We start from the raw sequence: 12145 nt of genomic DNA, 5'->3' as shown, positions 1-12145 counted from the left end.
CGAGCAGAAATGCGGGCAAACCACACCAGCCGGAGCGCAGCGCGCAGTGCATACTGACGAATCCTTGGCACATGCAGGAAGCGCACATGACTCAAAATCCTGGCAAACCTGCGAGCCCCGCCGATCTGCGCGCGCTCGACATCTTCGAATTCGCACAGAGCGGCAGGCAGGCGGCCGGCGCCGTGCGCGTCTCGCAACTGCCGCGCATGTTAAACGAAGTCCCGGCGGAAGCGCCAGACCGCGACTCCGTGTTCACCTGGCAGGGCGAAGGCTCCACGCAGCCCGAGCTTCAGGACGACGGTGTGGAAGCGCCGCAGCCTTATTTGCGGCTCGCCGTGCACGGTTCGGTGTGGATCGAGTGTCAGCGCTGCCTTTCGCCGTATTCGCAGCATCTCGATGTCGATGCAACCTATCGCATCGTCAAGACGGAAGAGGAAGCCGACGAGTTTCCGCTCGACGACGATGAAGTCGAAGTGATTGTTGGCTCGCGCCAGTTCGATCTCGTCGACTTGATCGAAGAGGAGTTGTTGCTGTCCTTGCCGCTCGTGCCCAAGCACGAGGCGTGTCCTGAAGTGCATGAGAGCCTGGTTTCAGGCGCCGAAGGCATCGAAGGCGAGCCCGACGAGGACAATGGCGAAGGCGCAGCGGGTGACGAACCCGCGCGGCCCAACCCGTTTGCCGCGCTCGAAAAGCTCAAGCAGGGCGGCCCCGGCGACAAGAAGCATTAAATCAGTTGGCGCGACGCGCATTTGGCACCGTGACTGGCCTCTGGGCCTTGGGTCGCCGGCATGTCGAGCTGTGTTAGAATTCGCAAAATTTTTCTGGAGTTATCATGGCAGTTCAGCAAAACAAGAAATCGCCGTCGAAGCGCGGCATGCATCGTTCGCACGACCACCTCACCGCAGCGCCGCTGGGCGTCGAGCCGAGCACGGGTGAAGTGCATCTGCGTCACCACGTGAGCCCGAACGGCTACTATCGTGGCAAGAAAGTCATCAAGACGAAGAACGACTAAGCGTACGACGCTTGCTGCGTCTCGCGTCACCGTCTTGAATTACGGTCGCTCGCGCTTGACATTTCCTCGGTACGACAAGAAGGCGGCATTTCACTGCCGCTTTTTTGTGCCTGAAATTCGTCGCACTCCATGACTGTAAAGATCACCATCGACTGCATGGGAGGCGACCACGGCCCGGCCGTGACGGTTCCCGCTGCCGTCAATTTCGTGCGTTCGCATCCGGACGCACATCTGCTGCTCGTGGGCATCGAACCCGCGATCCGCGCGCAACTCAAGAAAAGCAAGGCTGTCGACGAACCGCGCCTGACGGTCGTTCCCGCGAGCGAAGTCGTCGCGATGGACGATCCGGTCGAGGTCGCGCTGCGCAGGAAAAAAGATTCGTCGATGCGCGTCGCGCTGAATCTCGTCAAGGAAGGCGAGGCTCAGACCTGCATCTCCGCCGGCAACACCGGCGCGCTGATGGCGGTTTCCCGATACGTCCTGAAAACGCTCGCCGGCATCGAGCGGCCGGCGATCGCCTTCGCAATGCCGAGCCAGCGCGGCTACACCACCGTGCTCGATCTCGGCGCGAACGTCGATTGCGAACCGCAGCATCTCTTGCAATTCGCCGAGATGGGCCACGCGCTCGTGTCCGCGATAGAAGGACGCGAGCGGCCGACCATCGGCTTGCTCAACATCGGCGAAGAAGTCATCAAGGGCAACGAAACCATCAAGCGCGCGGGCGAATTGCTGCGCGCGAGCACACTCAACTTCTACGGCAACGTGGAAGGCAACGACATCTATAAAGGTACGACGGATGTCGTCGTGTGCGACGGTTTCGTCGGCAATGTCGCGCTGAAGACGTCGGAAGGGCTCGCGAAGATGCTCACCGACATGATCAAGGAAGAGTTCGGCCGCTCATTCGCAACGAAGCTGATGGCGCTCGTCGCGATGCCGGTGCTCAAGCGCTTCAAGCGGCGCGTCGACCCGGCGCAGTACAACGGCGCCGCGTTGCTCGGCCTGCGCGGGCTCGTCATCAAGAGCCACGGATCGGCCGAGGCCTACGGGTTTGAGTGGGCCATCAAACGCGGGTATGATGCCGTCAAAAATGGCGTGCTCGAACGCCTCGTGCGCGCGATGGACGAAAACGCCGCGCCCATGCGGCAGGCCGCGCTCGAAGCCGGCCGCGCGAACGGCATTACCGGATCTGACGCGGTTCAGCCGCTGCAGGACGGCGTCGCCGCGAGCCGCACCAATCCGCCCCCGCCGGGCGAGCCCGGCGCCGCGCTACCCTCGAAGGCATAATGGCTCAATCCAATCTCTACTCACGCGTGCTCGGCACGGGCAGCTACCTGCCGGCGGACCGCGTCACGAATCAGGATCTGGCAGACCGTCTCGCGAAGCAGGGCGTCGAGACGAGCGACGAATGGATCGTGGCGCGCACCGGCATCCACGCCCGGCACTTCGCCGCCGCCGACCAGACCACGAGCGACCTCGCGCTGTTCGCCTCGAATAACGCGATCGAAGCCGCGGGCGTCGATCCGCAGTCGATCGATCTGATCATTGTCGCCACCTCCACGCCGGATTTCGTGTTTCCGAGTACGGCGTGCCTGCTGCAGAACAAGCTCGGCATCAAGAACAACGGCGCGGCGTTCGACGTTCAGGCGGTCTGCTCGGGCTTCGCCTACGCCGTCGCGATCGCCGATAGCCTGATTCGCAGCGGCGCGCATCGCACGGCGCTGATCGTCGGCGCGGAAACCTTCTCGCGCATTCTCGATTTCAACGACCGCACGACCTGCGTGCTGTTCGGCGACGGCGCGGGCGCCATCGTCATGCAGGCCTCCGACGAACCGGGCGTACTCGCGAGCGCGCTTCACGCCGACGGCAGCTATTCCGACATCCTCTGCACGCCGGGCAACGTGAACGGCGGCGTGGTCGCGGGCAGCGCGTTCCTGCACATGGACGGCCAGGCGGTCTTCAAACTCGCCGTCAACGTGCTGGAAAAAGTCGCGGTCGAAGCGCTCGAAAAGGCCCAACTCACCGCCGAAGACATCGATTGGCTGATCCCCCATCAGGCCAACATCCGCATCATGCAGAGCACGTGCCGGAAGCTGCGCCTGCCGCAGGAGCGCATGGTCGTGACGGTCGGTGAGCACGGCAATACGTCGGCGGCGTCGATTCCGCTGGCGCTCGACGTCGCCGTGCGCGACGGCCGCATCAAGCGCGGCCAGAACGTGTTGATCGAAGGCGTCGGCGGCGGCTTCACCTGGGGCGCGTCGGTTTTCCGCTACTGAGCGAAACTGACCGAAGCGGAGCGCCATCGCGCGCTCCCTGTCGCGCCCGCTTCAGCCTTCCCAATTCATCGAGGACGATATGAAATTTGCGTTCGTTTTTCCCGGGCAGGGTTCGCAAACGGTCGGCATGCTCAACGCATTCGCCGATCACGCCGTGGTACGCGAGACCGTCCAGCAGGCGTCCGACGCGCTCGGCCAGGATCTCGCGAAGCTGATCGCGGAAGGCCCGGCGGAAGAACTCAATCTCACGACCAACACGCAACCCGTCATGCTGACGGCCGCCTACGCGATCTATCGCGTGTGGGAGCAGGAAGCGGGCGTGAAACCGGCGATCGTCGCAGGCCATAGCCTCGGCGAGTACACGGCGCTGGTCGCGGCCGGCGCGCTCGATTTCGCCGACGCCGTCCCGCTCGTGCGCTTTCGCGCGCAGGCGATGCAAAACGCGGTGCCGGTGGGCGTCGGCGGCATGGCGGCGATTCTCGGCCTCGACGACGACACTGTGCGCGCGGTCTGCGCGGAAGCCTCATCGGCGGGTGTCGTCGAGGCGGTCAATTTCAATGCGCCCGCGCAGGTCGTGATCGCGGGCGCAAAGGCGGGCGTCGAGAAGGCGTGCGAAATCGCCAAGGCGAAAGGCGCGAAACGCGCGCTGCCGCTGCCGGTGTCGGCGCCGTTCCATTCGTCGCTGCTCAAGCCCGCGTCGGACCAGTTGCGCGACTATCTCGCGAAAGTCGACGTGAAGGCGCCCCAGATTCCGCTGATCAATAACGTCGATGTCGCGATCGTCTCCGATCCAGCCGCGATCAAGGACGCGCTCGTGCGCCAGGCGGCCGGCCCCGTGCGCTGGGTCGAATGCGTGCAGGCGATGGCGCGCGACGGCGTTACGCACGTGATCGAATGCGGCCCGGGCAAGGTGCTCGGGGGCTTGACGAAGCGGATCGACGGCTCGCTCGTCGGCACGTCGGTTTTCGATCCGGCGTCGCTCGACGAAGCGCGCAAGTTGCTCACGGCGTAACCCCAGAAGGACAACGACATGAACTTGGACAAGCAGGTAGCCATCGTCACGGGCGCATCGCGTGGCATCGGGCGCGCGATCGCGCTGGAACTCGCGCGCCAGGGCGCGACCGTGATCGGCACGGCGACGAGCGAAAGCGGCGCGGCGGGCATCACCGAAGCCTTCGGGCAAGCGGGCCTGAAAGGACGCGGCGCGGTGCTGAACGTAAACGACGCAGCCGCCGCCGACGCCTTTATCGACGCGACCGTGAAGGAATTCGGCGGGCTCTACGTGCTGGTGAACAACGCGGGCATCACGAAGGACCAGCTCGCGATGCGCATGAAGGACGAGGAATTCGACGCCGTCATCGATACGAACCTGCGCGCCGTGTTCCGCCTCTCGCGCGCGGTGCTACGCCCGATGATGAAGGCGCGCGGCGGACGGATCATCAATATCACGTCGGTGGTCGGCTCGTCGGGCAATCCGGGGCAGGCGAACTACGCAGCCGCCAAGGCGGGCGTCGCGGGCATGACGCGCGCGCTGGCACGCGAGATCGGCAGCCGCGGGATCACGGTGAACTGCATCGCGCCGGGTTTCATCGATACCGATATGACGAAGGTCCTGCCCGAAGAACAGCGCGCGGCACTGACCGCGCAGATACCACTCGGCCGACTGGGCAGCCCCGACGATATCGCGCATGCTGTGGCTTTCCTCGCGTCGCCATTCGCGGGTTATATCACCGGCACCACGCTGCACGTGAATGGCGGCATGTACATGTAATAGGCGTTCGTTTAATATGCGCGCCGCGGGCGGCGCGCAAAATGCTTGCGGGCATCGCGCTGGCCCCGGATTTGCGCTGTAATGAAGAAGTCGATGGATCGCGCGTGACCGGCCTCGCGCTTGGTTGCACGCGGTGAAAGCATGAACTCGAAGTGCCGCTTTTTACAGTTGCAAACCTGATAAAATGCGCGCACTCGCAACTTTGAACCTAATTTCCCTCGGAGGGCTGCATGGACAATATCGAACAGCGCGTGAAGAAGATCGTCGCCGAACAACTGGGCGTCGCCGAAGCTGAAATCAAGAACGAAGCTTCGTTCGTCAACGATCTGGGCGCTGACTCGCTCGACACCGTCGAACTGGTGATGGCACTGGAAGACGAATTCGGCATGGAAATCCCCGATGAAGAAGCCGAGAAGATCACGACGGTTCAGCAAGCGATCGACTACGCTCGCGCGAACGTCAAGGCCTAAGGGCCGGACGCGCCAGCGACCTTTCGCACTCGAGCTTGACGCTCTGTCGCGACCGAGACCGATATAACAGCCACAGGGCTAACAGGGCAGTTTCCTGTGGCCGCTGTGGCTTTCGCATTTTTGTCATCTATGGATAAGGGGTTACCGTGAGCCGTCGTCGAGTCGTTGTTACAGGCCTTGGGCTGATTTCGCCTGTTGGCAATACCGTTGCCGACGGCTGGGCCAATTTGCTGGCGGGCAAATCCGGCATTGCCGAGATCACGAAGTTCGACGCGTCGAACTTCTCCACCCGCTTCGCCGGCGAAGTGAAGGGCTTCAATGTCGAGGAATACATGCCCGGCAAGGAAGCGCGCCATATGGATACCTTTATCCATTACGGCATCGCAGCGGGCGTGCAGGCGATGCAGGACAGCGGCCTCGAGATCACCGAGGAAAACTCGGAGCGCGTTGGCGTGGTCGTGGGTTCGGGCATCGGTGGCCTGCCGATGATCGAAGTCACGCAGACGGAGCTGCTCAACCGCGGTCCGCGCCGCATCTCGCCATTCTTCGTGCCGGCGTCGATCATCAACATGATCAGCGGGCATCTGTCGATCCGCTTCGGCCTGAAAGGCCCGAATCTCGCGATCGTCACTGCGTGCACGACGGGCCTGCATTGCATCGGCGAGGCCTCGCGCCTGATCGAATACGGCGACGCCGACGTGATGATCGCGGGCGGCTCGGAAGCCACTGTGTCGCCGCTTGGCGTCGGCGGGTTCGCCGCGGCGCGCGCACTCTCGCAGCGCAACGACGATCCCGCGACGGCGAGCCGTCCGTGGGACAAGGATCGCGACGGCTTCGTGCTCGGTGAAGGCGCGGGCGTGATGGTGCTCGAAGAGTACGAGCACGCGAAGGCGCGCGGCGCGAAGATCTACGCCGAAGTGTCGGGCTACGGCATGAGCGGCGACGCGTACCACATGACCGCGCCGCCCGAAGACGGCGACGGTGGCCGCCGCAGCATGATCAACGCAATGAAGAACGCGAAGGTCAATCCGGACGAAGTGAACTACCTGAACGCGCACGGCACCTCGACGCCGCTCGGCGACATCGCCGAAACCACCGGCATCAAGCGCGCGTTCGGCGATCACGCGAAGAGCATGGTCGTGAATTCCACGAAGTCGATGACCGGGCACTTGCTCGGCGGCGCGGGCGGGCTGGAATCGGTGTTCACCGTGCTGGCGATCCACCATCAGGTATCGCCGCCGACCATCAACATCTTCAACCAGGACCCGGCCTGCGACCTGGACTACTGCGCGAACACCGCGCGGGAGATGAAGATCGACGTGGCGCTGAAAAACTCGTTCGGCTTCGGCGGAACGAACGGCACGCTCGTTTTCAAGCGTCACTGAGCGGCTGGCGCTCGGCATCGTCGGGGGGAAGGCTTTGCCGGGCGCATTCGACCACCACGACACCTTTGCGATTCGTCCGTCGCGGATGCTGTTTGGCGCGACGCTCGGCTTTATCGGTGTGGCGGTCGCGGCGGTTTTTCAGTGCGTCGCGGCCAGATCGGGGTTTTTCGATGGCGGCGTCGTCGCATTGACCTGCGTCGTTGCATTGGGCGCTTGTGCTCGCTCGTGGCAGCGCAAGCAGCCGGTCAAGTTCCGGCTCGCCTCCGATGGCCTCACCACATGGGATCGCACTGGCATGGCGCAGAATCGGCGAATCTCAGGCTGCGCACAGTGGAGTGACCGTCTGCTCGCCCTGACCCTGCTTTCGGCCGACGGACGTGCGAGCCATCTCCTCGTCGCCGCCGATGCCGTCGAGCGCGGCGTCTTCCGGGAACTCGCCGTGCGGGCCCGGCGCGGCGCCCAGGCCTATCTGTAAAGACTGTAACGGCTCATGAGCACCGGAAGTGGTGCATCGGCGGGAACGCTACAATAGCCGTCCGCGTAGCACCCCCAAAGTTAACGGATTTCCCAGGTGAGCGAAAAAGAAATCGACCAGGCTCTGGTCGAACGCGTGCAGAAAGGCGACAAGGCAGCGTTCGAGCTACTGGTTGCCAAATACCACCGCAAGATCATTCGACTGATCTCGCGCCTCGTGCGGGACCCCGCCGAGGTCGAGGACGTCGCCCAGGACGCCTTTATCAAGGCTTACCGCGCGTTGCCGCAATTTCGCGGCGAATCGGCGTTTTATACGTGGCTTTACCGGATTGCGGTCAACACCGCGAAGAACTACCTTGCCACGCAGGGCCGTCGCGCCCCAACTTCTACCGAAGCTGACGCAGAAGAAGCGGAAACTTTCTCCGACGCGGACCAACTAAGGGATATCAACACGCCTGAATCGATGTTGATGAGCAAGCAGATCGCACAGACGGTCAATGCTGCGATGGCGGTTTTACCGGAAGAACTGCGCACCGCCATAACCCTTCGAGAGATCGAGGGACTGAGCTACGAGGAAATCGCCGAAATGATGAATTGTCCGATCGGGACCGTCAGATCGAGAATTTTCCGTGCTCGCGAAGCCATTGCGGCAAAATTGCGTCCGTTGTTGGACACTCCTGAAGGCAAGCGCTGGTAAGCGGCGAGAATGCGCGGGACAGGGACGCAATATCTGGGTTAGTTGGTGTCACTACGGGGTGTAGTCAAGATGGGGAGCATCATGGGGTCGGTCTCGATGCAATCGCAAGCGGGCTCGCGCAGCGAGCGTATGTCGGCGTTCGTTGACGGGGAATCGCTCGACGAGCTTGGGAACATCAGTCAGTTTCTGGCGGATTTTAAGAATCAGGACCGCGCGCAGTGGTCGGAATACCACCTGATCGGCGACGCGCTGCGTTCCGACGATCTGGCGGTTAGTCCCGCCACCAGTAGCGCGTTCATGGCGGCGTTCACGCAGCGCTTCGAATCCGAAGCGCACGTGTTCGCGCCCGCCGCGCTGCCAGCAGCGGCGGCGAAGCGCCAGGGCGTCATGCGCCGGCGCGTCATGCCGGCGTTCGCGGTCGCGGCTGCTGCGGCCACGCTCACGTGGATCGTCGTTCCGCAGTTGCAGGGCGTCGATAGCCGCGGCGGCGCGCAGGTCGCGAGCGTTTCGACCGATTCGATGCAGCGCGTGGCGATGGCGTCGATTCCGGCTGCCACGGCGCGCCCGGTGTTGACCGAAGCGAACATCATCCGTGATGCGAGCCTCGACCAGTATCTTGAAGCGCATCAACAGTTCTCGCAGCAGCCCGTCGTGCCCGGCTCGATGCCTCTGATTCGCGCAGCCGCCATCTCGCAAGGCCAATAATCGATGCAGAGATTGCGGTTGAACAAAACAGCGTATTGGGGGCGGCTGCCGGCATTGATGTTCTGTGCAGCCGCGTTGTTGACCGCAGCATCCGGTGCTTTCGCGCAAGGCGACGATCCCGTCGCCGCGCGGCGTGCCGCAGCGGAATTGCTCAACCGCATCCATCTCGCGGCTCAGCAGCAGAATTACGAGGGCACGTTCGTTTATCAGCGTGGCGCGACGGTGCAATCGTCGCGGATCACGCACGCGGCGGCGCGCGGCGACGGCGAGTACGAGTCGCTCGAAAGCCTTGACGGCAAGCCGCGCAAAATGCTCCGCCACGACGACGACATGTTCACGTTCGTTCCCGAGCGGCATTTGTGCGTGGTCGAAAAGCGGCAGAACAAGGATTCGTTCCCGGCGCTGCTCGCCACGAGCGGCGATCAGGTGCTCTCCGTCTATGAGCCGAAAATGCTCGGCACGGACCGCGTCGCGGGCCTGGACAGCCAGGTCATCGAGCTCGATCCCAAAGATTCTTATCGTTTCGCCTACAAACTCTGGGCCGATGCCAAGACCGGCTTGCTTCTGCGCGCGCAGACGCTCGATCCGGACGGCCAGGTGCTCGAGCAGCTATCGTTTTCACAGGTGCGCATCGGCGGCCCGGTCGACAAGACCGCGATCGCAAACGGCATCCGGAACACGTCGGGCTGGACGATCGTACGTCCGCCGGTCCAGCCGGTCGATATGGAAGCGCAGGGCTGGCAGTTGACTCCGAATATCGCCGGATTCAAGAAGATTCGCGAACTGCGCCGTCCGATGGCGTCGCGCGAAGAAGGCCAGCCGCCGATTCCCGTCGATCAGGCCGTGTTCTCCGATGGTCTCGCCGCCATCTCGATTTTCGTCGAGCCGGTTGAGAAGAATTCTCGCAAGGAAGGCGCGGGAAATACCGGCGCCACGCACGTGCTCGTAAAGCGCCGCGGGGATTTCTGGATTACTTTGCTTGGCGAAGTGCCGCAAGCCACGTTGCAGCAATTTGCTTCTGCCATAGAATACAAGCCTTCCAAGTAATCCCTCGGCCCTCTTGATATGAGCAATTCCTCGCTGCGCAAGTTTTTCGCGGCTGCGGCGCTTGCCGTGTGTCTGCCGTTCGTTTCTAGCGCGGCTGTCGCGGCAACACCTGTAGTGAACTTGCCCGATTTCACGACCCTCGTCGATAAAGTGGGGCCGTCGGTCGTCAATATTCGCACGACCTCGCGCGTTGGCACGAGCAGCGATCTGCGCGGCCTGCCGCCCGGCCTCGACGAAGGCGACATGTCCGAGTTCTTCCGGCGCTTCTTCGGCATTCCGATGCCGGGCCAGCCGGGCGCGCCCCGTGGCGGTGGCGGCGGCGGTGGTGGCGGTGGAAGCGACGGCGGCAAAGGCGGCGGCGGACGCGGCGCGCTGCCCGACGACAGCCAGGACAACTCCGAGCAAAGCAGCGGCGTCGGCTCCGGCTTCATCCTCTCGACGGACGGCTACGTGATGACGAACGCCCACGTCGTCGACGATGCAGACACCATCTACGTCACGCTCACCGACAAGCGCGAATTCAAGGCGCGGCTCGTCGGCGTCGACGAACGCACGGACGTCGCGGTCGTGAAGATCAACGCGTCGAACCTGCCGGCGATCACCATCGGCGATTCGAACAAGGTACGCGTCGGCGAATGGGTGCTGGCGATTGGCTCGCCGTTCGGGCTCGACAACACGGTGACGGCCGGCATCGTCAGCGCGAAAGGGCGCGATACGGGCGATTACCTGCCGTTCATCCAGACCGACGTCGCGGTGAACCCGGGCAACTCGGGCGGCCCGCTCATCAACATGGCGGGCGAGGTGATCGGCATCAACTCGCAGATTTATAGCCGCACCGGTGGTTTCATGGGCATCTCGTTCGCGATTCCGATCGACGAGGCGATGCGCGTCGCCGATCAGCTGAAGACGGTCGGCAAGGTCGTGCGCGGCCGGATCGCGGTGGCGATCGGCGAGGTGACGAAGGACGTCGCCGATTCGCTCGGCCTGCCGAAGGCGCAGGGCGCGCTGGTGTCGAGCGTGGAAGCGGGCGGCCCGGCCGACAAGGCGGGCATCCAGCCGGGCGACATCATCCTGAAATACAACGGGCACGACGTCCAGACCGCGACGGACCTGCCGCGCATGGTCGGCGACACGAAACCCGGCTCGAAGGCGACGATCACCGTGTGGCGCAAGGGCCAGACGCGCGACCTGCCGATCACCATCGCCGAGATGCAGCCGGACAAGGTCGCGAAGACCGAGCAGAAGAAGGCGCCGGTGCCGAAGGAACGCGCGAGCAACGCGCTCGGCATGGCCGTCAGCGACATCTCCGCCGAGCAGAAAAAGGCGCTGAAGCTGACGAACGGCGTGATGGTGGACGCGGTGGAAGGGCCGGCGGCGCGCGCGGGCTTCCAGAAGGGCGACATCGTCCTGCGCATCGGCGACACGGACATTACGAGCGCGAAGCAGTTCGAGGCCGTCGCGCAGAACGTCGATGCGAGCAAGATGGTCGCCGTCCTCGTGCGGCGCGGCGACAATACGCAGTTCGTGCCGCTGCGTCCGCGCGCGCAGCCGCAAAAGTAAGCGCGAGATGGCATCGTTCACGCTCTACGGGCGCGCGTGGTGCCACCTCTGCGACGACATGAAGGCCGAACTCGAACCGCTCGCGGCAGAGTTCGGCGCGGACATCGAGTGGATCGACATCGACACGGATGCCACGCTCGAAGCCCGCTACGACGAGCGCGTGCCGGTGCTGGTGCTCGACGGCACGGAGCTGTGCCACTACCGTCTGGACGCCCCGCGCGTGCGCGCGGCGCTCGAAGCGCGCGCCGCGTCATCCTGAAAAAGCGCCCGCCCCGGGCCCCGGCCGCAAAAAACGCCGGGCAGACCCCGTTTCGGCTAAAATGCTGGGGTTTGTGCGACACGCACGCTCGTGTCCGTCAGCCCTCGTTACGGGCATCGACCTCGTCGGCGAAAGCTGACCATTGGTTGGCACCTTGTGGCCAACAACTTGTAGAGAAGCGAAACCCGGTTGGGCATATTGGGTTTCGCCGCAGGCGAAACTTCGGTATGTCGTTCAGTGCCGAGAATCGCATTGTAATTACCTGATTACCGTCAGGTACCGCCCAGTCAGCGGCTTCATCCCCGCCGACTAGGCGGATTGATGTTTGCAAGTCCCGCGCGTCATGCAACGGATTCGCTACGCGATACGAGCGAAAGCTCGGTGTGTCATTGTTCGACCCGCTCCTGCTTTCTGGGCGCGGATAGTGAACCTGCTATGCGACTAGCAGTAGCCTAGGAGGACATGCGTCACTGGTAACGGTGGGGTGTGAAG

The 12145-nt window shown here is 63.6% G+C and carries 14 protein-coding genes; all 14 read left to right on the top strand.

Annotated elements, in window-relative coordinates; genetic code table 11:
* Nucleotides 1-86 precede the first annotated feature (86 nt).
* Complete coding sequence (locus AWB65_RS12795; RefSeq protein ID WP_087667578.1) at nucleotides 87-728, top strand: DUF177 domain-containing protein; 642 nt, start codon at nucleotides 87-89, stop codon at nucleotides 726-728.
* A 104-nt stretch (nucleotides 729-832) separates the two neighbouring features.
* Complete coding sequence (gene rpmF / locus AWB65_RS12790) at nucleotides 833-1012, top strand: 50S ribosomal protein L32 (protein ID WP_087655688.1); 180 nt, start codon at nucleotides 833-835, stop codon at nucleotides 1010-1012.
* 129 nt (nucleotides 1013-1141) lie between these two features.
* Nucleotides 1142-2296 carry a phosphate acyltransferase PlsX gene (plsX, locus tag AWB65_RS12785; RefSeq protein ID WP_087667516.1) on the top strand — a complete coding sequence of 385 codons (1155 nt, stop codon included), beginning with the start codon at nucleotides 1142-1144 and terminating at the stop codon, nucleotides 2294-2296.
* On the top strand, nucleotides 2296-3285 hold the full coding sequence (locus AWB65_RS12780) for a beta-ketoacyl-ACP synthase III (protein WP_087667515.1): 990 nt from the start codon (nucleotides 2296-2298) through the stop codon (nucleotides 3283-3285). The genes plsX and AWB65_RS12780 overlap by 1 nt, the downstream gene beginning before the upstream one ends.
* A gap of 79 nt (nucleotides 3286-3364) precedes the next feature.
* The gene (fabD, locus tag AWB65_RS12775; RefSeq protein ID WP_087667514.1) at nucleotides 3365-4297 is read left to right on the top strand and encodes an ACP S-malonyltransferase; all 933 of its coding nucleotides are present in this window, start codon (nucleotides 3365-3367) and stop codon (nucleotides 4295-4297) included.
* Nucleotides 4298-4315: 18 nt separating this feature from the next.
* Nucleotides 4316-5056, top strand: a complete 741-nt coding sequence (gene fabG / locus AWB65_RS12770) for a 3-oxoacyl-ACP reductase FabG (RefSeq protein ID WP_087667513.1) — start codon at nucleotides 4316-4318, stop codon at nucleotides 5054-5056.
* A 230-nt stretch (nucleotides 5057-5286) separates the two neighbouring features.
* Nucleotides 5287-5526: an acyl carrier protein gene (acpP, locus tag AWB65_RS12765; RefSeq protein ID WP_004197638.1), complete on the top strand. Its 240-nt coding sequence runs from the start codon at nucleotides 5287-5289 to the stop codon at nucleotides 5524-5526.
* 146 nt (nucleotides 5527-5672) lie between these two features.
* Nucleotides 5673-6911, top strand: a complete 1239-nt coding sequence (fabF, locus tag AWB65_RS12760; RefSeq protein ID WP_087655683.1) for a beta-ketoacyl-ACP synthase II — start codon at nucleotides 5673-5675, stop codon at nucleotides 6909-6911.
* Nucleotides 6912-6945: 34 nt separating this feature from the next.
* Nucleotides 6946-7386 (top strand): protein YgfX, encoded by a 441-nt coding sequence (locus tag AWB65_RS12755; RefSeq protein ID WP_235007612.1) that lies wholly within the window; start codon nucleotides 6946-6948, stop codon nucleotides 7384-7386.
* Nucleotides 7387-7482: 96 nt separating this feature from the next.
* The gene (rpoE, locus tag AWB65_RS12750) at nucleotides 7483-8082 is read left to right on the top strand and encodes an RNA polymerase sigma factor RpoE (RefSeq protein WP_087667512.1); all 600 of its coding nucleotides are present in this window, start codon (nucleotides 7483-7485) and stop codon (nucleotides 8080-8082) included.
* Between the two features lie 81 nt (nucleotides 8083-8163).
* Nucleotides 8164-8787 carry a sigma-E factor negative regulatory protein gene (locus AWB65_RS12745; protein WP_087667511.1) on the top strand — a complete coding sequence of 208 codons (624 nt, stop codon included), beginning with the start codon at nucleotides 8164-8166 and terminating at the stop codon, nucleotides 8785-8787.
* A 3-nt stretch (nucleotides 8788-8790) separates the two neighbouring features.
* Nucleotides 8791-9834: a MucB/RseB family sigma factor regulatory protein gene (locus AWB65_RS12740; protein ID WP_087667510.1), complete on the top strand. Its 1044-nt coding sequence runs from the start codon at nucleotides 8791-8793 to the stop codon at nucleotides 9832-9834.
* An 18-nt stretch (nucleotides 9835-9852) separates the two neighbouring features.
* Nucleotides 9853-11394, top strand: a complete 1542-nt coding sequence (locus AWB65_RS12735) for a DegQ family serine endoprotease (RefSeq protein ID WP_087667509.1) — start codon at nucleotides 9853-9855, stop codon at nucleotides 11392-11394.
* Nucleotides 11395-11401: 7 nt separating this feature from the next.
* Nucleotides 11402-11653, top strand: coding sequence for a glutaredoxin family protein (locus tag AWB65_RS12730; protein ID WP_087667508.1), 252 nt, complete (start codon nucleotides 11402-11404; stop codon nucleotides 11651-11653).
* The last annotated feature ends 492 nt before the right edge of the window (nucleotides 11654-12145 follow it).

Origin of the sequence: Caballeronia humi (genome assembly GCF_001544475.1) — a bacterium.
Classification (GTDB): Bacteria; Pseudomonadota; Gammaproteobacteria; order Burkholderiales; family Burkholderiaceae; genus Caballeronia; species Caballeronia humi.
The sequence above is the reverse complement of the archived record's forward strand: the minus strand, read 5'-3'. Positions and strand labels throughout refer to the sequence as shown.